Source organism: Paenibacillus sp. cl130 (genome assembly GCF_900116035.1).
Taxonomy (GTDB): domain Bacteria; phylum Bacillota; class Bacilli; order Paenibacillales; family Paenibacillaceae; genus Paenibacillus; species Paenibacillus polymyxa_B.
This window is the reverse complement of the sequence record NZ_FOYG01000001.1, coordinates 339,546-361,006: the sequence shown is the minus strand read 5'-3', so window position 1 is coordinate 361,006 and position 21,461 is coordinate 339,546. Positions and strand designations below refer to the sequence as shown.

General features: G+C 46.5%; 22 protein-coding genes. 21 read left to right on the top strand and 1 reads right to left on the bottom strand.

Translation table 11 applies throughout. The features are described from left to right. Positions 1–15 precede the first annotated feature (15 nt). The 14 genes from ffh to BM358_RS01575 all read left to right on the top strand — a co-directional run bounded on the left by ffh (position 16) and on the right by BM358_RS01575 (position 11,882). The gene (gene ffh, locus BM358_RS01640) at positions 16–1,392 is read left to right on the top strand and encodes a signal recognition particle protein (protein ID WP_023988170.1); all 1,377 of its coding nucleotides are present in this window, start codon (positions 16–18) and stop codon (positions 1,390–1,392) included. 67 nt (positions 1,393–1,459) lie between these two features. Then, positions 1,460–1,732 carry a 30S ribosomal protein S16 gene (rpsP, locus tag BM358_RS01635; protein WP_013309862.1) on the top strand — a complete coding sequence of 91 codons (273 nt, stop codon included), beginning with the start codon at positions 1,460–1,462 and terminating at the stop codon, positions 1,730–1,732. Positions 1,733–1,755: 23 nt separating this feature from the next. Next, positions 1,756–1,986 carry a KH domain-containing protein gene (locus BM358_RS01630; protein ID WP_013309863.1) on the top strand — a complete coding sequence of 77 codons (231 nt, stop codon included), beginning with the start codon at positions 1,756–1,758 and terminating at the stop codon, positions 1,984–1,986. Positions 1,987–2,083: 97 nt separating this feature from the next. Next, positions 2,084–2,599: a ribosome maturation factor RimM gene (gene rimM / locus BM358_RS01625; protein WP_013309864.1), complete on the top strand. Its 516-nt coding sequence runs from the start codon at positions 2,084–2,086 to the stop codon at positions 2,597–2,599. Beyond that, positions 2,599–3,417, top strand: coding sequence for a tRNA (guanosine(37)-N1)-methyltransferase TrmD (gene trmD / locus BM358_RS01620; protein WP_023988171.1), 819 nt, complete (start codon positions 2,599–2,601; stop codon positions 3,415–3,417). The genes rimM and trmD overlap by 1 nt, the downstream gene beginning before the upstream one ends. Positions 3,418–3,641: 224 nt before the next feature. Beyond that, positions 3,642–3,986: a 50S ribosomal protein L19 gene (rplS, locus tag BM358_RS01615; RefSeq protein WP_010346403.1), complete on the top strand. Its 345-nt coding sequence runs from the start codon at positions 3,642–3,644 to the stop codon at positions 3,984–3,986. A 101-nt stretch (positions 3,987–4,087) separates the two neighbouring features. Next, positions 4,088–4,714, top strand: a complete 627-nt coding sequence (lepB, locus tag BM358_RS01610) for a signal peptidase I (protein WP_013309866.1) — start codon at positions 4,088–4,090, stop codon at positions 4,712–4,714. Positions 4,715–4,800: 86 nt separating this feature from the next. Then, on the top strand, positions 4,801–5,661 hold the full coding sequence (gene ylqF, locus BM358_RS01605) for a ribosome biogenesis GTPase YlqF (RefSeq protein ID WP_023988173.1): 861 nt from the start codon (positions 4,801–4,803) through the stop codon (positions 5,659–5,661). Positions 5,662–5,871: 210 nt separating this feature from the next. Further along, positions 5,872–6,519 carry a ribonuclease HII gene (locus tag BM358_RS01600; RefSeq protein WP_076156892.1) on the top strand — a complete coding sequence of 216 codons (648 nt, stop codon included), beginning with the start codon at positions 5,872–5,874 and terminating at the stop codon, positions 6,517–6,519. 90 nt (positions 6,520–6,609) lie between these two features. Then, complete coding sequence (locus BM358_RS01595; RefSeq protein ID WP_028542734.1) at positions 6,610–8,715, top strand: DNA ligase; 2,106 nt, start codon at positions 6,610–6,612, stop codon at positions 8,713–8,715. Further along, positions 8,712–9,011 (top strand): EscU/YscU/HrcU family type III secretion system export apparatus switch protein, encoded by a 300-nt coding sequence (locus BM358_RS01590; RefSeq protein WP_023988176.1) that lies wholly within the window; start codon positions 8,712–8,714, stop codon positions 9,009–9,011. The genes BM358_RS01595 and BM358_RS01590 overlap by 4 nt, the downstream gene beginning before the upstream one ends. Continuing rightward, positions 9,011–9,394, top strand: a complete 384-nt coding sequence (locus BM358_RS01585) for a YraN family protein (protein ID WP_028542733.1) — start codon at positions 9,011–9,013, stop codon at positions 9,392–9,394. The genes BM358_RS01590 and BM358_RS01585 overlap by 1 nt, the downstream gene beginning before the upstream one ends. Positions 9,395–9,547: 153 nt before the next feature. Next, on the top strand, positions 9,548–10,099 hold the full coding sequence (locus tag BM358_RS01580) for a nitroreductase family protein (protein WP_028542732.1): 552 nt from the start codon (positions 9,548–9,550) through the stop codon (positions 10,097–10,099). A 163-nt stretch (positions 10,100–10,262) separates the two neighbouring features. Beyond that, positions 10,263–11,882: a YifB family Mg chelatase-like AAA ATPase gene (locus tag BM358_RS01575; protein ID WP_028542731.1), complete on the top strand. Its 1,620-nt coding sequence runs from the start codon at positions 10,263–10,265 to the stop codon at positions 11,880–11,882. A 373-nt stretch (positions 11,883–12,255) separates the two neighbouring features. Here BM358_RS01575 and BM358_RS01570 read toward each other — a convergent pair whose 3' ends face one another. Then, positions 12,256–12,684, bottom strand: a complete 429-nt coding sequence (locus tag BM358_RS01570; RefSeq protein WP_025723282.1) for an organic hydroperoxide resistance protein — start codon at positions 12,682–12,684, stop codon at positions 12,256–12,258. A 147-nt stretch (positions 12,685–12,831) separates the two neighbouring features. Here BM358_RS01570 and BM358_RS01565 point away from each other — a divergent pair, with 147 nt between their 5' ends. From BM358_RS01565 to hslV, 7 genes are all read left to right on the top strand, one after another. After that, complete coding sequence (locus BM358_RS01565; RefSeq protein ID WP_023988180.1) at positions 12,832–13,302, top strand: MarR family winged helix-turn-helix transcriptional regulator; 471 nt, start codon at positions 12,832–12,834, stop codon at positions 13,300–13,302. Positions 13,303–13,631: 329 nt separating this feature from the next. After that, the gene (gene sucC / locus BM358_RS01560; protein WP_028542730.1) at positions 13,632–14,792 is read left to right on the top strand and encodes an ADP-forming succinate--CoA ligase subunit beta; all 1,161 of its coding nucleotides are present in this window, start codon (positions 13,632–13,634) and stop codon (positions 14,790–14,792) included. A gap of 49 nt (positions 14,793–14,841) precedes the next feature. Then, a complete protein-coding gene (sucD, locus tag BM358_RS01555) occupies positions 14,842–15,771 on the top strand; it encodes a succinate--CoA ligase subunit alpha (RefSeq protein WP_028542729.1) in 930 nt (309 codons plus the stop codon). A 227-nt stretch (positions 15,772–15,998) separates the two neighbouring features. Then, positions 15,999–17,117 (top strand): DNA-processing protein DprA, encoded by a 1,119-nt coding sequence (dprA, locus tag BM358_RS01550; RefSeq protein WP_028542728.1) that lies wholly within the window; start codon positions 15,999–16,001, stop codon positions 17,115–17,117. Positions 17,118–17,403: 286 nt separating this feature from the next. Further along, positions 17,404–19,506, top strand: coding sequence for a type I DNA topoisomerase (gene topA / locus BM358_RS01545; RefSeq protein WP_028542727.1), 2,103 nt, complete (start codon positions 17,404–17,406; stop codon positions 19,504–19,506). Positions 19,507–19,533: 27 nt separating this feature from the next. Further along, positions 19,534–20,874 (top strand): FADH(2)-oxidizing methylenetetrahydrofolate--tRNA-(uracil(54)-C(5))-methyltransferase TrmFO, encoded by a 1,341-nt coding sequence (gene trmFO, locus BM358_RS01540; protein ID WP_023988185.1) that lies wholly within the window; start codon positions 19,534–19,536, stop codon positions 20,872–20,874. Positions 20,875–20,900: 26 nt separating this feature from the next. Continuing rightward, positions 20,901–21,443, top strand: a complete 543-nt coding sequence (hslV, locus tag BM358_RS01535) for an ATP-dependent protease subunit HslV (protein WP_013309881.1) — start codon at positions 20,901–20,903, stop codon at positions 21,441–21,443. The last annotated feature ends 18 nt before the right edge of the window (positions 21,444–21,461 follow it).

Genomic DNA, 21,461 nt, shown 5'->3' with positions numbered 1-21,461 from the left:
AGGAGGTGCGAAAGTATGGCATTTGAAGGATTATCGACTCGCTTGCAAAATGTATTCAGTAAACTGCGCGGCAAAGGAAAAGTGTCTGAGGATGATGTAGCTCAGGCGATGCGTGAAGTACGATTAGCTTTGCTTGAGGCGGACGTTAACTTCAAGGTTGTAAAGGACTTTATTGCCAAGGTAAAGGAGAAATCCGTTGGTAAGGAAGTGATGGACAGCTTTACGCCAGGCATGGTCATCATCGACATCGTGAACAAGGAACTGACCGAGTTGATGGGTGGCAGTCAGGCCAAGCTTGCCAAAGCAAACAAACCGCCTACGGTCATTATGATGGTGGGTCTCCAGGGCGCAGGTAAGACGACGACGTCTGGTAAACTGGCGAAATTGTTGCAAAAGCAAAATCATCGTCCATTGCTTGTAGCTGGTGATATTTATAGACCAGCCGCGATCAAGCAACTTCAGGTTCTTGGGGAGCAGATTAATACTCCTGTATTTACACTGGGAGATCAGACAAGCCCGGTAGAAATTGCGAAACAGGGTTTGCAGCATGCTAAGGATAATGGTAATGACTACGTTATTATAGATACTGCGGGTCGTCTTCATGTTGATGAAGAACTCATGGAAGAGTTACGCCAGATTCATACCAACGTCAACCCGGATGAAGTTCTACTGGTTGTAGATAGCATGACGGGGCAGGACGCGGTTAACGTTGCAGAGCACTTTAATAGTAGCTTGGAATTGACGGGAGTTGTACTGACGAAGCTGGATGGTGACACTCGTGGTGGTGCAGCATTATCAGTTAAGGCTGTGACGGGATGCCCGATCAAGTTTGCTACATTGGGTGAAAAGCTGGATGCGATGGAGCCGTTTCATCCTGAACGGATGGCTTCACGGATTTTAGGCATGGGTGACATGTTGTCCCTGATTGAAAAAGCGCAGTCCAATATCGACGCCGATAAGGCGAAGGAAATGGAACGTAAAATGCGTAATGCCGAGTTTACTTTTGAAGATTTTCTGGAGCAAATGGATCAAGTTAAGAAGCTTGGCCCAATCGACCAGATTCTTGATATGATTCCCGGTATGGGCAACATGAAGCAAATGAAAGATATCAAAGTGGATGACAAACAGATGGGCCGGATTGAGGCTATCGTTCATTCTATGACCACACAGGAAAAGCAAAACCCAGACATGATTAATCATAGCCGACGCAAACGTATTTCTGTAGGCAGTGGAACATCACTGGCTGAGGTAAATCGTCTGATAAAGCAATTTGACGAAATGCGTCGCATGATGAAGCAGTTCTCAGATATGATGGGACCTAAGGGTGGCAAAAACAAGGCTATGAAGCAGCTGAAGAGTATGGGTAAAGGTATGAAGTTTCCTTTCCGCTAAGGCCGTTAGGCCCTTGGAATTATGGGATAACAATATACAGTCTACTTTTTGAAGGAGGTGAATTTTCGTGGCAGTTCGTATTCGTCTGAAACGTATGGGTGCACATAAAGCTCCTTTCTATCGCGTCGTGGTATCTGATTCTCGTTCCCCGCGTGACGGTCGTTTTATCGAAGAAATCGGTTACTACAACCCAATCACAGTACCAGCGGTTGTAAAAATTGATGAAGATAAAGCGCTGAAATGGTTGCAAGATGGTGCACAAGCATCCGACACAGTCCGTAACTTGCTTAGCAAAGCGGGCGTAATGAAAAAGTTTCATGAATCTAAACTACAGAAATAAGGTGCTGATACGGAGGGTCAACCATGGAAGAATTAGTGATAATCATTGCTAAGGCTTTAGTCGATCATCCGGAAGATGTAACCGTGAAGACCTTGGAGAAGGATCGGCTTGTTGTATATGAGCTTAGTGTGCATCCTGAGGATGTAGGCAAAATCATTGGTAAGCAGGGTCGTATCGCCAAGGCGCTTCGCACTGTGGTTGCATCAGCAGCCGTTAAGATGGATAAACGGGTTACCGTAGACATCATATCTTAAAGATATACGAAAGTGGGTTAGGATGTATGTCCTAACCCTTTTTCGTACATGATGAAGATGATATGGAGCGGGACCGATTACAAGCAGGAGGAACACGATGCAACAATTGTTTAATGTCGGAAAAATTGTGAACACCCATGGAATCCGTGGGGAGCTTAAAATATTAACGACGACAGATTTCCCAGAAGATCGTTTTGCTAAAGGTAGTGAGCTTTTGATTGTTCCGGCGGAAGGTAAAGCACCGATCCCCGTAACTGTTGAAACAGCGCGTTTTCAAAAAAATATGGTTGTCGCTAAATTTAAGGAATATCACAATATTAATGAAGTCGAAAAATATAAAGGTACATTGTTGAAGGTATCTGCTGAGCGGTTAGGCGAATTGGAAGAAAACGAATTCTATTTTCATGAAGTAGTCGGCATGGAAGTGGTGACCGAAGACGGAAATGAGCTCGGCGTGGTCAAAGAAATTTTGACTCCGGGAGCCAATGATGTATGGGTAGTCAAAATGCCTAAAGGCAAGGAACTGCTATTGCCGTATATAGAGGATGTTATTTTGGATGTAAACGTGCGTGAAAAACGGGTTACGGTACGGTTAATGGAAGGTCTGCTGTAATGAGGGTGGATGTGCTGACCCTGTTTCCAGAGATGTTTGATGGAGTATTTAATGCAAGCATTCTGGGAAAAGCAAGGGATAAGGGAATTGTATCACTGCAAGCGGTTAATTTTCGTCAGTATGCTGGCAACAAGCATGGACAAGTGGATGATACGCCCTATGGCGGTGGGGGCGGCATGGTTTTGAAGCCTGACCCTATTTTTGCTGCTGTGGAAGCGCTGTTGGATAAATCAGAGCAACCAACATTAGAGACAGCCGATGAAGTTATCCAACATGAAGGGGTAGAACGTAACACAGACATAAAATCTCCGCGTATCATTTTGATGTGTCCACAAGGCGAGACTTTTACGCAAAAGAAAGCGGAAGAGCTGGCCAAAGAGGACCATCTTATTTTTATATGTGGGCATTATGAGGGTTATGATGAGCGTATTCGAGAGTATTTGGTGACGGATGAGCTTTCTATCGGAGATTATGTATTGACTGGTGGTGAGCTTCCAGCCATGACCGTCATTGACAGTGTGACACGGTTGCTACCAGGAGTGCTGGGGAACGAAACGAGTGCGGTAACGGACTCGTTTAGTACGGGGCTGCTGGAGTACCCCCATTATACCCGGCCTGCGGAGTTTCGGGGCTGGAAAGTACCCGATGTACTCCTGTCAGGGCATCACGTCAATATTGATTCTTGGAGACGCCAAGAGGCGTTACGTCGCACGATGGAACGCCGACCAGACCTGTTGGAACAGGCTGAACTGACAGGCAAGGAGCGCATGTGGATTGAGGAGCAGCGCAAATCTGACTGTTTGGGGGATAAGCAATAAAGCGCCTTAGACATGAGTGGATTTGAAAGCAGGCGGTGACCTGTTTTATAATGGAGTCAATTAAATAATGTTTGGTCAAATCCCTTTTTGTTGTTGCAATGCGGTATCCTCCATGATACAATACATCTGTTGTGTGTAATACGGTGGTCCTCTGTGGATGATGAAGGAAACGGTTGTGTTTCCAGAAGAAGCATGAACACCTGTACGGAAGGAGGGAGTCATAGATGAATATCGTCCAAGCGATCACTGAAGAACAACTGCGTAAAGATTTGCCTAACTTTCGTCCTGGTGACACTTTGAAAGTGCACGTGAAAGTTATTGAGGGAACTCGTGAGCGTATCCAGTTGTTTGAAGGTGTTGTAATTAAACGCCGTGGTGGTGGAATCAGTGAGACTTTTACAGTTCGTAAAATTTCTTACGGTGTAGGTGTGGAAAGAACTTTCCCGCTTCATTCCCCGAAAATCGATAAAATCGACGTGGCTCGCCGTGGTAAAGTGCGTCGTGCGAAGCTTTATTATCTTCGTGAACTGCGCGGTAAAGCAGCGAGAATTAAAGAAATTCGTCGTTAATACAACGAATAACGAAAGGGGCTTGGTTACAAGCTCCTTTCGTTTTTTCTACGTACATAGGGAACTGTGGATTATTGACCGTAAAGAGAGGACAGTGAGCTATGGAGCAAGAAGTAGGACAAGGAGCTGTACAGCAGCCAACTGATCAGGATGGTACGCCCAAGCGTAAACCAAAAAATGAGATTTTTGAGTGGCTCAAGGCCATCATTATTGCGTTAGTGCTTGTCTTTTTAATCCGCTGGCTTCTCTTTAAGCCGTTTATTGTGGATGGCCCGTCGATGCAGCCTAACTTTCATACCGGAGAACGCGTCATTGTAAATGAGATTTTGTATGATTTCCGTGCCCCTAAACCAGGCGAAGTGATCGTGTTTCATGTGCCGGAGGAAGGAAGAGACTTTATCAAACGCGTCATTGCCGTTGAAGGAGATACGGTCAAGGTAGAAGGTGACACGATTACAGTAAATGGTAAGCCGATTCAGGAAGCTTATTTGAAAGCTCCTTTAGAAGAAGCCCATCAGAATGGCGAGCTTTACAACAAGTTTACAAATTTTCCAAATGAGAAGTTTAAGGATGGAAAAGTTCCGGCAGGGCATATTTTTGTAATGGGAGATAACCGTTCCAATAGTACAGACAGTCGGATGATTGGATATATTGATTTGAAGGAAGTCGTAGGTCGGGCTGACGTTATTTTCTGGCCGGCAAAAGATATGCAGTGGATTAACCACTAGAATAACTAATAAGCAGCATAGCTGCCGTAATCCTAACTAAGAGCCTAAGGGTAAAAGTAGGAGTTACGATCAATGGGGTGATGACGGTGACGATTCAATGGTTTCCTGGTCATATGACCAGAGCGCGCCGCCAAATTGAAGCAAAATTAAAGTTAATTGATTTGGTCATTGAGCTGATTGATGCTCGATTGCCGCTCTCCAGCCGAAATCCAATGATTGATGATATTTTGCAAGGCAAGCCGCGGATGATTATTTTGAATAAAGCAGATTTGGCGGACCCGGTAGTATCACAGCAATGGATTGCTTATTTTAAGGAGCAGGGGCATGTGGCCCTTCCGGTGGATGCCACAACTGGGACGGGACTAAAAGAAATTCCGATTCAGGCTAAGCTGCTGCTTAAGGAAAAGATAGATCGGCAGATTAGGAAGGGAATGAACCCGCGTCCTATGCGTGGGTTGATTGTTGGTATTCCGAATGTTGGTAAATCGACACTGATCAACCGAATGGCGGGACGTAATATTGCAGCTACGGGTGACCGTCCAGGGGTAACGAAGGCACAGCAGTGGATCAAGATCGGAGAAATTGAATTGCTGGATACACCAGGTATTCTATGGCCTAAATTTGAGGATCAGAATGTAGGCTATCGTCTGGCAGTTACAGGTGCGATCAAGGAAGAAATTCTGAATGTCGAGGATATTGCCTTTTTTGCGACTAAATATTTAGTTCAGTACTATTGGGATGCACTGGCAGAGCGCTTTGAGCTCACCGAACGTCCTGAAGATACAGAAAATCCTGATGAAATTGTCAACGTTATGGAAGCGATCGGACGTAAACGTGGCTGTATTGTTAGCGGCGGACGTGTAGATCTCGAAAAGGCGTCAAAAATCATTTTGCGTGAGCTGCGTGCAGGGAAGCTGGGACGATTCAGTTTGGAAGCTCCTTACTGATTTTACTGGTACACCGATGCAGAACATAGCATTTTGTGGCAAGGAAGAACCTTCCCCATCTCTCCGGAGAGGAGGAAGGTTTTTTTTGGTATTTGAAGGCAGTTAGAAAAGGGTTTTGGACGGTGAAGGTCTGTGGTAAGCTGAATTCAATCGCTAGAGCTACGGCATGAATGACGCGTTAAACTACATATAGATGGGCAGGTATTGAATATGGAAAATAAAGAGATTGTAGCAAAGGACATGCTACATTATGAAAAAAAATGCTGGGAGCAGTCTTGTGAGCGGATTGCAGGTATTGACGAGGTAGGTCGTGGGTGCCTGTTTGGTGATGTTGTGGCCGCAGCAGTCATTTTACCAGTGGGTGAGTTACTGGAAGGTGTGGATGATTCCAAAAAATTGACGGATAAGAAGAGAGAAACATACTACGAGCTGATTATGGAGAAGGCCATTGCTGTAGGAGTTGGCTATGTAGACGCGCACACGATTGATGATATCAATATTAAGCAGGCAGCTCGTTTGGCTATGAAGCAGGCTATTGAGGCTTTACATGTATCTCCTGATTATTTACTGGTGGATGCAGAAAAGGTAGATGTGCCTATTCCTCAGCTCTCTATTATTAAAGGAGATGCGAACAGTCAGTCCATTGCGGCGGCCTCTATCATCGCCAAGGTAACCCGTGATCGGCTGTGTAAAGGTGAATGGGATGCGAAGTATCCGGAATATGGGATCGGTATACATAAAGGTTACGCTACCAAGTTGCACAGGGAACAAATTTTGGCGCTAGGACCTACAAAGATGCATAGACGCAGCTTTCTGGGCAATTTGTTGACAGAGCAACCGACACTGTTTGATCTGTAGTTACTTATTATGAATCGGGACAATGCCGATATAAAGTATAACTAATACCATAAGCCCCTTTGAATGGGGGAGAGTGAGAGGAGGGGCGATATGAACATCGGATCTGTATTTCGTGGATTACTTGGAGATGTGAAGGCTGGAGAGGCTAAAAAACTTGATATGCAGCCAGGTCAGGTCGTACGAGGAGTCGTGCTAAAGGTGTCTGAGGACGGCGGTGAGGCTGTGTTGCAAATACAAGGTTCTCAGGTCAGGGCAAAGCTGGAGACCCCTCTTCAACCTGGACAGACTACAACGTTTCAGGTTCAACCGGCTTCCCCCAGCGGAATGACGGTGCTTAAGCCTCTGAACGATGTGGCCAATACACCACAGCAAACCGTAGCGCTGACAGATGTATTGGAATCGGTGGGACTGCCGGATACAGCTCAGAACAGGGAGCTTATACAGGCAATGCAAAAGAATGGTGTGCCGTTGACGTCGGAAAATGCGGCTTCTTTGCGAGAAGCTATGGCGAAGCAAAGCGGCAATGTACAATTGGGAACGTTTGTGCAGGCGGCGGCAGTTGCCTTTCAGCGTGGACTTCCATTGACGACAGAAAGCATAAATGGATTGCGTCAAGCGATGTTTGGGCCTCCTTTAAATGATCTGTTGTCTTCGCTGGAGCAAGAGCTTGAAACGGTATTAAAACAGCAAGCACAGGGAATATCCACTGACCGTTCAGTGGGGGAATCGACAGCTATAAAGAACGCTGACCGAATGTCTGCTAGTCCAACAGGTGCTTCTTCTGTGGTGGTAGATGGGCAGGAAGGCCAAGCACCTCTATTGTCCAAGGATGTTTCTACCGCTGCAAAGCAGGCAGAAGCTGGACAAACCACAGGCGGCAAGGAATTGTTAAAAGGGACTCAAGCAGCCAACCTTGCTGCAGCAGCGAGTGCTTTGGCAACAGATTCAGATACTGCGACGGGGGCTACATCTGCAGCCAAAGGGACTGCTCCAGGAGAATCGGAGGCAGCCAATGGACGCGGAGCGACAGTGGCATCGGAAGCTGGCGTAAATGCGCCAGAATCGAGTGCTGATGCATTAAATGGTCCCCGCACCAGAGTGGAGCAGTCACAGTCACAGCAAGCTCCAGCGGCAAGCACACAGCTTAAGGATGCGGATGGCGCTCCAGCGGCTGCCACGGCAGAGCCTGCGGGGGCCAAGCCCGCCTTAACCTCAGCCACGGCTGACCGTCTCTCGGCACAGCAGGCTGGTGCCCCTGTGCCGCAATCCACAGCAGGCAACACTGCTGCGCCAGAGGTGCCGCTCCAGCGGCTGCGCACGCTGTTGCAAGAGCTACGCGCGGCGGTGCCGCCCGCACTGAGCACGGCTGCCCCAGAGCAGCCCGCAGCGGAAGTGGCGCAGCGGGCGGCTGGCGCCTCGCGGGCCGCAGACGCCGCTGCATCGCAGCCTGTGGCGTCCAGCCCGCAGCTCACCCCCACGGAAGACCCGTGGGTAGGCCGCGTACTGAAGCTGCTCGGTGCAGAGCACGAGCAGCAAGTGCACCGCGCGACTACACAGGTCGCGCAAGGGGCGGCGGCACGTATGGAGCCGCCAGAGGGAATGCCCCAGACGCTGCCGGGATTAGCGGCTGCGTCTGGGGACACGGTGTCAGCAGACGCAGACACCGTAAAAGGGGCACTGCTCCAGCTGATGAGCAGTGACGACCTGCCGCCCGCTTTGAAAGAGGCGGCTCAGCAGGTTGTACAGCACCTGACAGGTCAGCAGTTGCTGCTCAATACAGACCGAACGGCGCCTTTTGCCCAAGTACACATGTTTATACCATTCGTTGGACCGGACGGTCGCGAAACAGCTACGATCCAGATTCAATCCCGCCGCGGCAAACGGGGAGAGCTGGACGCCTCCAACTGTCGTCTTTGGTTTGATTTGGACATGAAGGGACTTGGACCGACCCTGGTAGATGTCCAGGTTGTAGATCGGATTGTAAGTGTCAAGCTCCATAATGATCATGAATGGGCGGCTTCGTTGTTAACCAGTGGGCGTGAGTCCATTCACACAGCGTTGGAGTCACTAGGATACCAGCTTCTATCGCTTCGTACCGAGCCCATGCCCATAAGGACTGAACAGAACAGCCTCGCCTCTTCTGAAGTACAAAGCTATGTGCCTCAGCCGTATAAAGGAGTCGATCTTAAAATATGAAAGAGCCGTTGGAACCTCCTTCTCCTTCCATAAAGAAGGCGGTCGCCCTTAAATATACGCCTGGTGAGAGCGAAGCACCGATTGTCGTTGCCAAGGGGAGCGGCCGTATTGCGGATAGCATTTTAGAAAAGGCCAAAGAACATGGTGTTCCCGTTCAGGAGGATGCTGCGCTGGTTGAAGTACTATCCAAACTTGATTTGGACGAACAAATCCCTGCTGAGCTCTATCAGTTGGTGGCAGAGGTGCTTACCTATATATATCAAATGGATCGGCTTGCTTCAAGGGATGACTGGTGATGTGGAATGAAATGAAGGCTGGAGGCAAGGATCAACGGAAAGCTAAAGGAGCGATGGGCGAAGAGGCAGCGGCTTTGTTTTTAAAAAACTTGGGTTACCGAATCATAGAGCGTAATTGGCGATGCCGCAGTGGTGAAATAGATCTGATTGCCAAGCAGGAGCATACACTCGTGTTTATTGAGGTACGTAGTCGAAGTAGCTCCAAATATGGAACGCCAGCAGAATCAGTTACTGCGCGTAAAATAGCCCAAGTTCGCCAAACAGCCGCTGTATATTTGCATATGAACGGGATTGGAGATGCTCCAATCCGCTTTGACATGATTTCTGTACAATTAACTGACGAAAAGGCAGTTGTTACAGACCATTTAATAGGCGCATTTTAAGAGTAAGAGCTTTTTCGAAGCTAAGAGTGCGGGACTGAATTCATATGTACAGGTTGACAGGAAGGAAAGCTACAGGTATATTTTATTGAGAATAGTTATCATTTTCATCTGAAAATGAATATCGAGAAGTTGTACCTGTGAAGGAGGATTTACGTGACAAAACATACCTTTAGTGAACATGTCATAGATGTAATTCAGGAACGCCGGACGATTAAACGATTTAAATCCGACTCTATTCCGGTAGATACGATCAAAGAATTGCTGGACGTCGCTGTGTGGGCTCCTAATCATAAAATGCGTGAACCGTGGCGTTTTCTGTTGTTTGCTGGTGAAGGACGGAAAAAGCTTGCAAAAGCAATTGCAGCCGATATCGGTAAGGACAACAAGTTTGAGAGCGGCATTTTGCACAACCCGATCCAGCTTTTAGTAGTGCTGGAAGAAGACCCGCGTCAAGCGGTTTGGGATGAGGATTTTGCAGCGGTCAGCGCGCTTGTACAAAACTTTATGCTTGCCGCATGGAGCAAAGGAATCGGAACGTTTTGGGTGACAAAGCCATTTTTGTATTCGCCTAAGTTCCGTGAGCACTTGGGAATTCAACCAGGTGAGAAGGTAATAGGAATGATATATGCAGGCTATCCTGACGTTATCCCGGAATCAAGACCACGTACTCCCGCAGTCGATAAGCTGACCTTGTTTGACAAATAATCTGTCGTCAGATAAACTTAGTCAAGAATTTTGAAAGCATAGTTCGGAGCTAAAATTTCGAACATCACATTTGCAAAGAATGAAAATTTGGAAGCACCTTTTTTCATATATGCAATGATTCCCGAGAGGGAGCATTCCAATATGAGGAGAGGTGCTTTTTGATATGTATGGAAAATTACACGGAGCTTGTCTGTATGGAATAGATGGCGTTCTGATTGAAGTTGAGACTGATTTGTCCAATGGCTTGCCTCAGACAGCGATTATAGGATTGCCGGATTCGGCGATTCGAGAGGCAGTGGAGCGTGTCAGAGCAGCAATTAAAAACTGTGGCTTTAAATATCCGTCCCAGCGTGTCACGATTAATTTAGCTCCTGCTGATTTGCGTAAGGAAGGATCATCTTTTGACCTTGCTATCGCTTTAGGGTTGCTGACAACCAGTGAACAGGTCGTTTTACCCGTGGGAGAACGGACACTTTTTATTGGAGAGCTGGCGCTGGATGGCAGTATTCGCCCTGTAAATGGGGTGCTGTCCATGGTTGATCTGGCCAAGAGAGAAGGATTCAATTCCGTGCTGCTTCCCCAGGAAAACGCAAGCGAGGCTCGTCTGATTACGGGTATACGTATTTACGCTATACGTCATCTAGCAGATCTTATCCCGATTGAAGATCGTGCACAAGGGAGTGTTGATAGGCAAGCGACAAATCAGAGTTGTACTGCCAGTAAACAAGTCATGATCTGTTCCTATGACCATTTACCTCAGGCAGAGCAAATACCGTTGTGTGAGAAAGAAGAGATAACTAGCAACATGGAGGATTACAGCGATGTGCTGGGTCAGCTGCACGCCAAGCGTGCGTTAGTCATCGCTGCAGCCGGAATGCATAATATCCTGCTCATGGGACCGCCGGGGGCTGGGAAAACAATGCTCATCCGCAGGTTGCCATCTATCCTTCCGCCTTTGACTGAAAAGGAGGCGCTTGAAGTCACCAAAGTATACAGCGCTGCCGGGAAGTGGAAGGAGTCATCGCCTCATCTGATGAATATTCGTCCCTTCCGTTCGCCTCATCATACGATCTCTGCTGCTGGTTTGGTGGGTGGGGGAGGTATACCCAAACCAGGAGAAATCAGTCTTGCACACCGGGGGATTTTATTTCTGGATGAGTTGCCTGAGTTTAGCCGTCATGTACTAGAAGTGCTGCGTCAACCTTTGGAAGACCACAATGTTACGATCAGTCGTTCACGTGCTGTTTTTAAGTATCCGGCGCATTTCTTACTTGCTGCCTCTTTAAATCCGTGTCACTGTGGCTTTTTCGGAAATGATACGGAACATCAGCGCTGTACCTGTTCACCTGCAGCAGTAGCCCGCTACCGTTCACGTATTTCTGGTCCACTGCTGGATCGGATCGATCTTCAGCTTGAAGTATCGCAGCCAAAGGATTGGCGGGAGGAAAAAGAATCATTGTCGTCCGCTGAAATGCGAAGGCAGGTGCTGGCTGCTCAAGCGATACAAATCCACAGATACAGCAAGCTTCCCTTTTCATGGAATAGTGAGCTGTCTGGTCAGATGCTTCGTAAATATGCCGTATTAGAAAAAAATGCAGCGGACTTGCTTGATCAGACAATGGACGCACTCGGTTTAAGCATGCGTGCGTATGATCGAATTCTCAAGCTTTCGCGTACCATTGCAGACTTACATGACTCAGAGAAAATTTTGACTTCACATGTGGCTGAAGCTATTCAATACCGCCATATGGATAGAGCAAATGCCAGTTTTCCCGAAAGTTAAAAAGCAATAAAACTAGTAGTTATAACACGATCATTTTTATAAAAGAGTTTTTCCAAAGGGTATGTACAATAGAAAATGGAAAAAAGGACAAAAAAAGCTCCAGACAATAAAGATCTGGAGAAGAAAAATAAGATTATGACAATAGTGATTATACTATGAGTATATCAATTTCGTATATACGATTATGCATCATCTCCCATGTTACTTGATGGAAAAAAATAAACAGTCTTTAACGAAGGGATAGCTGAAAGGATAATAAGCCCCTCGACAAAAAAACGGTTGAGGGGCTTGTTGTGAAATTCATTCTAACGAAACTATTGAATCCATGAAGAGAGATGGAGATTCCCCCTACATGTGCTAAAGAAAATCTGAGTTACAAGACGTTCAGTTTTACTTCAATATTACCGCGGGTAGCGCGGGAGTATGGACATTGTTCGTGTGCGCCTTCCACCAGTTTTAATGCAGTTTCATGATCGACGCCTTTTACCAATACATCGAGGTTTACTCCAATTCCGAAGCCGCCGTCTTCCACTTTGCCGAAATGGACCGTAGCTGTTACTTCAGTACCTTCATGCTTAACACGTTGCATGCGAGCAACCATATTTAAAGCACTATCAAAGCAAGCGGAATAGCCTGCTGCGAACAATTGCTCTGGATTCGTACCTGCACCGCCTGCGCCGCCCATTTCTTTTGGGGTATCAATATCTAAACGAAGTTCAGGGGAAGAAGACTCGATATAACCGTTACGTCCACCAACCGCTTTTACTGTTGTTTCATACATTTTTTGTTGAATGGTCATCATAATCCAATCACTGCCTCTCGCTCAATTTATATTTTACACAATTTAATTTATCAAAATAATTATCGTTTGTAAAGTATTTTGTGCAATTAGCATGTATTTTATTATATAATGTGCTAAAATAATGACGAAAGTAGGTGATCAGACAGCATGGAAAACAACCCTAATGAAGGTACAGCGTTAAAACTTGATAATCAGTTATGCTTTGCCATATATGCATGCTCCAGAGAGATAACGAAGCTATACCAGCCTTATCTGGAAAAGCTCGGTGTGACGTACTCGCAATATTTGGTACTTATCGTGCTCTGGGAGCGTGAAGAGTGTACAGTGAAGGAATTGGGTGAGGCACTATATTTGGACTCCGGCACACTAACTCCGCTATTGAAGAGATTGCAGAACGCCGGGCTGATCGATCGAAAGCGTTCCACTCAGGATGAGCGTAAGGTGCTGATTTCTTTGACGACAGAGGGAAGCGCATTGCGGGAAAAAGCTCTATCTGTACCAGGATGCATCCAGGAAAAAACAAGTATGACTCATGATCAATTTGGGTCGCTTCTGCTCCAGTTCAATGATCTGCTTGATCGTGTTCATCAAGCGAATGTACAAATTGAAAAATCATAAGATATTTTCAGTTGCTCTTGCGAATCTTATGGCATGAGTTGTTCTCAGCTGAAAGTAATAATGCTTGAAGAAATAAAGTGCCTCTTAATGCGGATTAGGTAATCCCGTGTTGTAGAGGTGCTTTTATTTGTGTGAATTTGTATTAATCGTAATATCCAATAATATCCAAGCATTCGATTTTGGGAATGATAATGATATCAAAATACTGTAATTCATGAGGTTAAATTATAAGGAAAGCGTTTTAAAAACATGTTACAATGATGTAGGTTTAGTATAGATTTCCTTGTGAACCGCCCTTGTTGCAGTCATGTTGATAGGAGGATTCCAGAATGAATATCCATGAATATCAGGGTAAAGAAGTATTAAAGCAGTACGGAGTGGCTGTACCGAACGGTAAGGTTGCCTATACGGTGGAGGAAGCCGTTGCTGCGGCAGAATCGCTTGGAAGCGCTATTACGGTGGTAAAAGCACAAATTCATGCTGGTGGACGCGGTAAAGCGGGTGGCGTGAAAGTTGCCAAAGGTTTGGATGAGGTGCGCACTTTTGCTTCTGAAATTTTGGGTAAGGTGCTGGTGACGCATCAGACCGGACCTGAAGGTAAAGAGGTCAAACGCCTTTTGGTTGAGGAAGGCTGCGATATTCGTAAAGAATATTACGTCGGCGTTGTCGTAGATCGTGCGACTGGACGTATCGTAATGATGGCCTCAGAAGAAGGCGGTACGGAAATCGAAGAGGTGGCTGCAGCCACTCCGGAGAAGATTTTTAAAGCGGTTGTTGATCCAGCGATTGGGCTTCAGGTGTATCAGGCACGTAAGTTGGCGTATGACATTAATATTCCTAATGAGCTGGTAAACAAAGCGGTCAAGTTTATGCTGGCGCTATACGAAGCTTTTGTGGACAAGGACTGTTCAATTGCAGAAATCAATCCCTTAGTCGTTACGGGTGATGGGAATGTACTGGCGTTGGATGCCAAACTGAATTTTGATTCTAATGCGTTGTTCCGTCATAAGGATATTTTGGAATTGCGTGATTTGGATGAAGAGGATGAGAAGGAAATTGAGGCATCTAAATACGATCTAAGCTATATCGCTCTGGACGGAAATATTGGCTGTATGGTCAATGGTGCGGGTTTGGCGATGGCAACCATGGATATTATTAAATATTACGGTGGCGATCCGGCCAACTTCCTAGACGTAGGGGGCGGTGCGACGACGGAAAAGGTAACCGAAGCGTTCAAAATCATTTTGTCCGATCCGAAGGTAGAAGGTATTTTCGTGAACATTTTCGGCGGAATTATGCAGTGTGACATCATTGCGAACGGCGTCGTGGAGGCTGCCAAACAGTTGGGGCTGACTCGTCCGCTTGTTGTCCGTCTTGAAGGTACGAATGTTGAGCTCGGCAAACAGATTTTAGCGGAATCCGGTTTGAATATCGTGGCAGCCGATTCCATGGCGGATGGCGCCCAAAAAATCGTCGAACTTGTTCAATAGCCTGTTTGCATTCCGATATGCCGAATAAACGATAGGGGATGTGAAGATCGTGAGTATTTTGGTCGATAAGCATACAAAGGTGATTACACAGGGGATTACGGGAAAAACGGCGTTGTTTCATGCCAAGGGTGCACTTGATTACGGTACACAAATGGTAGGTGGCACCTCTCCAGGTAAGGGAGGCACCGAGGTAGAAATTACACTGGAGAACGGACAACAGGTCAAATTGCCGGTGTTTAATACAGTGAGCGAAGCCAAGGAAGCTACTAGCGCAACAGCGAGCGTGATTTACGTGCCACCAGCTTTTGCCGCAGATTCCATTTTGGAGGCTGTAGATGCGGAATTAGATCTCGTGATTTGTATCACGGAGGGCATTCCGGTGCTTGATATGATCAGGGTCAAACGTTTTATGGAAGGTAAAAAGACCGTTCTGATTGGCCCTAACTGCCCGGGCGTTATTACGCCAGGAGAATGTAAAATCGGTATTATGCCAGGTTACATTCATCTACCAGGTCATGTAGGCGTTGTGTCACGTAGTGGTACTTTGACCTATGAAGCAGTGCATCAGTTAACGACCCGAGGTATAGGACAATCTTCTGCGGTTGGTATTGGCGGTGACCCCGTTAAAGGTTCAGAATTCATTGATATTTTGCAACGCTTCAATGAGGACCCCAACACTCATGCTGTCATTATGATCGGAGAAATTGGTGGTACAGCCGAGGAAGAGGCTGCCGAGTGGATCAGGGACAATATGACGAAGCCAGTGGTTGGTTTTATCGGCGGTGTGACTGCGCCTCCAGGCAAACGGATGGGGCATGCAGGTGCCATTATTTCTGGTGGAAAAGGAACGGCCAAAGAGAAAATTGCCACGCTTGAAGCCTGTGGGATCAAGGTGGCACCGACTCCTTCCGAAATGGGCTCGACACTGGTAAGTGTGCTGGAAGCACGTGGTATTTTGAATTTGTGTACGACACATTAAATCGTGTTTCTTCATTAATATACAGGCCATAAAACTGCATCGAAATTTGCCGCAGGCTAGTGTATAATGAAAGAAAGGTAAGCAACCTTTTTATCTTCTGAAACAGGGGATGAAAAGGTTGCTTTTTTTGCGTTAAGACAGGCTTGTCAGGGAAACGCTTGCAAAATGATTCATTGTGCCACAAAATAAGGGAGGGTTCACTCTTCCGTGAATGGGGGAACCATAGTTTGGAAGAAAGATGGCTTTTGTTAGGTTTACATGAGTTAGAGGGAATCGGAAGAAAAACAATTCAGCGTATTTGGTCGAGTGACTATCAATTGCATGAGCTACTGCATTTTAGCGAACAGAAGTGGATCGAGATAGGGTTAAGCCCTGCTCAGGCACGCATTGCGGCTCAGTGTTATGATGAAGAATGGGTGCATGAAAGATATCAGCGAGTTCAATCCGGTGATATTGGAACGGTAACTTATGTGGACGAGGATTATCCCCTATTAATGAAGGAAACAGTTGACCCACCTTGGGTAATGTATACAAAAGGGGATAAATCACTTTTGCATACATGTTCTGTAGCCATGGTAGGAACTCGCGTTCCTACCGCTTATGGACGTAGAGCAGCGGAGATACTAACAGAGGGATTATGTAATGCAGGGATTACAATCGTTAGCGGATTGGCGAGAGGGATTGACAGTATTTGTCACGAAACAGCCCTGCGCCGGGGAGGAAACACGATTGGTGTACTGGGAACAGCGATTGATCAAATTTATCCTCCCCAAAATGCGTCTTTATTTGCAGAGATGGCTAGCAATGGCTTGATCTTATCAGAGTATCCTCCAGGCACGAGGTCGCATCCAGGAATGTTTCCACAACGTAATCGGATTATAGCCGGTCTAACGAAGGGAACGCTTGTTGTCGAAGCAGATGCAAGAAGCGGCTCCTTGATTACCGCTGATGCTGCACTGGAGGCAAATCGAGATGTGTTTGCTGTTCCCGGACCCATTACGTCACCGAAGAGTAGAGGTACGCTGAGCTTGATTAAGCAAGGGGCAAAAACGGTCACTGAAGCTTCGGATATTATTGAGGAGTATGAAGCAGATTTGCGTACAAGGGAGGTTTCTTCATACAATAGAGAGCAGAGTCTTAATCTGAAGGAGGTCTCCAAAGTGCCAGAAAGTGAGACTTCTGAGGAAAACCGTGTCATACTGTTGCTTGAACAGGGAACCATGACACTGGATGAACTGCTTGATGCTACGGCATGGGATTTTGGACTTTTACACGCAGTTCTGTTATCGTTAATCATAAAAAAAAGGATCGCCCAGCTAGCGGGCACAAAATACAAGCTTATTTAGTAGTTGTTTTTGCAAAGTCCTTAGTTAGTAAATGCACAAATTCAATTTTAAACATCAGGTGGAGGGCAGTATGGCATTCATCCGCGTCGCGGATTCCTACTCCTTCCCCACTTCCTGAAATGTGTTGACATTATGACTCGCAGCAGCGGAGCAGATGGGATTTTTCTGAAGAATCTCAGCGATCCGGAAGAATGACCAATCTGTGAAGCTCTCTATCGCGTCATAACTCACCACATTTCAGGAAGTCTATCATATTCATGTGTGTAATTGAGAGGAGGAAGAGCCTATGGCGGATTCACTCGTCATCGTGGAATCGCCTTCCAAGGCGAAGACGATCGGCAAATACTTAGGCAGCAAATATATCGTCAAGGCTTCCATGGGTCATATCAGGGATTTACCGAAGAGTCAGATCGGCGTAGAGGTCGAAAATGATTTTAATCCCAAATACATTACCATTCGAGGTAAAGGCTCAATTCTAAAAGAATTAAAGGATGCCCGAAAAAAAGTAAAAAAAGTATATCTGGCGGCTGACCCGGATCGCGAAGGTGAAGCTATTGCCTGGCATCTGGCGCATGCGCTGGAACTGGACGATACAGCAGATTGCCGTGTTGTATTTAATGAAATTACGAAGCAGGCTGTCAAAGATGCTTTTAAAACACCCCGTAAAATCAATATGGATTTGGTCAATGCTCAGCAGGCACGACGGATACTGGATCGACTTGTTGGCTACAAAATCAGCCCGTTGCTCTGGAAAAAGGTAAAAAAGGGCCTATCCGCTGGGCGTGTGCAGTCGGTTGCGGTGAAAATTATTTTGGACCGGGAAAACGAGATCAATGAGTTTGTACCGGAAGAATACTGGACGATTACAGCTAAACTAGCTATTAAAGACAGTACTTTTGAAGCGAAATTTCATAAGCTGCGCGGTGAAAAGAAAGAACTCTCTAGCGAAGCGGATGTACAAGAAGTGTTAGAAGCTATCGGAAAATCGTCCTACAAGGTACGCGATGTTAAAGAGAAAGAGCGTTTACGCAATCCTTCTCCTCCATTCACAACAAGTTCCTTGCAGCAGGAGGCGGCTCGGAAGCTCAACTTCCGTGCATCTAAAACGATGTCTGTAGCTCAGCAGCTATATGAGGGTGTGGATTTAGGTAAAGAAGGGACCGTGGGTCTGATTACGTATATGCGTACGGATTCCACACGGATCGCCGCTTCAGCTCAAGAGGAAGCGAAAGAATTAATTATTCAAAAATATGGCGAAGCTTTTGTACCTGAAACTCCTCGTCAATATTCAAAAAAAGCGGCCAACGCCCAGGATGCGCATGAAGCGATTCGTCCAACCTCTGCGTTACGCGATCCGGAAACAGTTAAGCCGTTTATGAGTCGGGATCAGTTCCGTTTGTACAAATTGGTATGGGAACGTTTCATGGCCAGCCAGATGGCTTCTGCTATTATGGATACTTTGTCCGTAGATATTGAAGCGGGTGAGACGATATTCCGGGCAGCAGGTTCTAAGGTTCGTTTTCCAGGTTTCATGAAAGTGTATGTAGAGGGAAATGACGACGGTAAAACCGAAGAAGATAAACTGCTGCCACCACTTCAACCAGGCGATAAATTAAAAAAAGAAGCGGTTGAGCCGAAGCAGCATTTTACACAACCGCCTCCCCGTTATACGGAAGCGCGACTGGTGAAGACGCTGGAAGAACTGGGTATAGGACGTCCAAGTACGTATGCACCAACGCTGGAAACCATTCAGAAACGTGGTTACGTTGCTATTGAAGAGAAGAAGTTTTTCCCTACAGAGCTGGGCGAATTGGTCATCGAACAGATGGAGGAGTTCTTCCCAGAGATTCTGAATGTGGAGTTTACAGCTAATATGGAAGGTGATCTTGACCACGTCGAAGAAGGCGAAGGTAATTGGGTCAAGGTGTTGAGTGACTTTTACGAGTCATTCGAGAAGCGACTTGAAGTGGCTGAAGAAGAAATGAAAGAAATTGAAATAAAAGATGAAGTATCCGATGTCATTTGTGATAAGTGTGGCAGCCAAATGGTGTATAAGCTTGGCCGATTTGGTAAATTCCTGGCCTGTTCTGCTTTTCCAGATTGCCGTAACACAAAGCCAATTGTTAAGGATATCGGGATTAATTGTCCTACATGCGGTGAGGGTCATGTCGTCGAACGACGGAGTAAAAAGGGACGTGTCTTCTATGGATGTGACCGCTACCCGGAATGTGATTTTGTTTCCTGGGATAAACCGTCCATTAAGCCTTGCCCAAGTTGCAGTAGCCTAATGGTCGAAAAACGTACAAAACAAGGAACGAAGCTCAACTGTACTGTCTGCGATCACAGCGAAATGCTGGAAGAGAGCGATGAGAGCGTAGAGACTTCTTAAGAACAACAATAGCAGGGGGATTTAAACGTGAGTGAACTACAAAAGGTAACGGTCATCGGAGCAGGTTTGGCGGGCAGCGAAGCTGCCTGGCAAATTGCAAGCCGTGGAGTGCCAGTTAAGTTGTATGAAATGAGGCCGGTTGTAAAAACACCAGCACATCATACAGATAAATTTGCCGAACTGGTATGCAGTAATTCCTTGCGGGCAAACGGCCTAACGAATGCAGTAGGCGTACTGAAGGAAGAGATGAGAATACTGAACTCCTTGATTCTGAGTGCAGCAGATCGTCATGCTGTTCCGGCTGGCGGTGCATTGGCAGTGGATCGTGACGGATTTTCCGGTCATATTACTGATACGCTTCATCAACACCCTTTGATCGAGGTTGTTAATGAAGAGCTTCAGGAAATCCCACAGGACGGTATTGTGGTCATTGCGACGGGGCCTTTAACTTCTCCAGCTTTGTCGGAACAGATTAAATCGCTGATGGGAGAGGAGTATTTTTATTTTTACGATGCGGCAGCCCCGATTGTAGAAAAGGACTCTATCGACATGAGCAAGGTTTATCTGGCTTCCCGTTATGATAAGGGAGAAGCAGCGTACTTGAATTGTCCGATGAACGAAGCGGAATTTGATGCTTTTTATGAGGCTCTGATTACGGCTGAGGTAGCGCAAGTCAAGGAATTCGAAAAAGAAATTTATTTCGAAGGCTGTATGCCCATCGAAGTGATGATGCAACGTGGGAAACAAACGGCATTGTTCGGACCGATGAAACCTGTGGGTCTCGTAAATCCACATACAGGTGAACTGCCCCACGCAGTTGTTCAGCTTCGGCAGGATAACGCCGCAGGAACGCTGTATAATCTGGTTGGTTTCCAGACTCACCTCAAATGGGGGGAGCAAAAGCGTGTATTTTCAATGATTCCGGGTCTTGAAGAGGCAGAGTTTGTTCGTTACGGTGTGATGCATCGCAATACCTTTATTAATTCTCCGCAGCAACTTCATCCAACCTATCAGTTCAAGGGAAGAAGTAATCTATTCTTCGCCGGACAAATGACCGGTGTAGAGGGATATGTGGAGTCGGCGGCTTCTGGTCTGCTGGCCGGGATGAATGCGGCACGAGCAGCGCGTGGACAGGAAATGTTTGTATTTCCTGCAGAAACGACATTAGGCAGCATGGCGCGGTATATTACGACCGCTGATTTTAAGCATTTTCAACCGATGAATGCAAATTTTGGTTTGCTTCCAAAGTTGGAGAAACGGATTCGTAACAAAAAGGAAAAAAATGAAGCTCTCGCTAATCGCGCGCTGGAAAGTTTGCATGGTTATATCAACGAAACGGGAGTTATGTCAGCTGAAGTACAGGCATAAGGATGAAGGAAAAGGAGGAGCGCGTTATGGATATGTCCTTTCATGCTACCACCATCTGCGCTGTACGCCACAATGGCAAAGGAGCTATTGCGGGTGATGGACAGGTAACGTTCGGCAACAGTGTTGTAATGAAGCAGACGGCAAAAAAAGTGCGCAGATTGTATCGTGGTCAGGTCGTTGCGGGATTTGCGGGTTCGGTGGCAGATGCTATCACGTTATTTGAAAAGTTCGAAAATAAGCTAGAGGAACACCACGGAAATCTTCAAAGAGCAGCCGTGGAACTGGCCAAGGACTGGCGTCAGGATCGTATTCTGCGCAAGCTGGAAGCGCTCATGATTGTGATGGACTCATCCGGAATGCTGCTCATTTCTGGAGGCGGCGAAATTATCGAGCCGGATGATGATGTGCTTGCGATTGGCTCAGGTGGTAATTTTGCATTGGCGGCTGCCCGTGCTTTCAAACGCCATGGCTCTGGCATGGAAGCAAAGGACATGGCACGGGAAGCGCTAGAGGTTGCTTCGGAAATATGTGTGTATACGAACAATCAGATTATCGTGGAAGAACTGTAAATCGGCTCTGAGTATTCA

Excerpts from the sequence above, each read along its gene's own strand:
- rplS (WP_010346403.1), top strand. The coding sequence starts at position 3,642 with ATGAATATCGTCCAAGCGATCACTGAAGAACAACTGCGTAAAGATTTG.
- trmD (WP_023988171.1), top strand. The coding sequence starts at position 2,599 with ATGAGGGTGGATGTGCTGACCCTGTTTCCAGAGATGTTTGATGGAGTA.
- BM358_RS01575 (WP_028542731.1), top strand. The coding sequence starts at position 10,263 with ATGTATGGAAAATTACACGGAGCTTGTCTGTATGGAATAGATGGCGTT.
- BM358_RS01595 (WP_028542734.1), top strand. The coding sequence starts at position 6,610 with ATGAACATCGGATCTGTATTTCGTGGATTACTTGGAGATGTGAAGGCT.
- ffh (WP_023988170.1), top strand. The coding sequence starts at position 16 with ATGGCATTTGAAGGATTATCGACTCGCTTGCAAAATGTATTCAGTAAA.
- BM358_RS01565 (WP_023988180.1), top strand. The coding sequence starts at position 12,832 with ATGGAAAACAACCCTAATGAAGGTACAGCGTTAAAACTTGATAATCAG.
- sucC (WP_028542730.1), top strand. The coding sequence starts at position 13,632 with ATGAATATCCATGAATATCAGGGTAAAGAAGTATTAAAGCAGTACGGA.
- BM358_RS01600 (WP_076156892.1), top strand. The coding sequence starts at position 5,872 with ATGGAAAATAAAGAGATTGTAGCAAAGGACATGCTACATTATGAAAAA.
- lepB (WP_013309866.1), top strand. The coding sequence starts at position 4,088 with ATGGAGCAAGAAGTAGGACAAGGAGCTGTACAGCAGCCAACTGATCAG.
- hslV (WP_013309881.1), top strand. The coding sequence starts at position 20,901 with ATGGATATGTCCTTTCATGCTACCACCATCTGCGCTGTACGCCACAAT.
- BM358_RS01630 (WP_013309863.1), top strand. The coding sequence starts at position 1,756 with ATGGAAGAATTAGTGATAATCATTGCTAAGGCTTTAGTCGATCATCCG.
- BM358_RS01590 (WP_023988176.1), top strand. The coding sequence starts at position 8,712 with ATGAAAGAGCCGTTGGAACCTCCTTCTCCTTCCATAAAGAAGGCGGTC.
- BM358_RS01585 (WP_028542733.1), top strand. The coding sequence starts at position 9,011 with ATGTGGAATGAAATGAAGGCTGGAGGCAAGGATCAACGGAAAGCTAAA.
- BM358_RS01570 (WP_025723282.1), bottom strand. The coding sequence starts at position 12,684 with ATGATGACCATTCAACAAAAAATGTATGAAACAACAGTAAAAGCGGTT.
- topA (WP_028542727.1), top strand. The coding sequence starts at position 17,404 with ATGGCGGATTCACTCGTCATCGTGGAATCGCCTTCCAAGGCGAAGACG.
- rimM (WP_013309864.1), top strand. The coding sequence starts at position 2,084 with ATGCAACAATTGTTTAATGTCGGAAAAATTGTGAACACCCATGGAATC.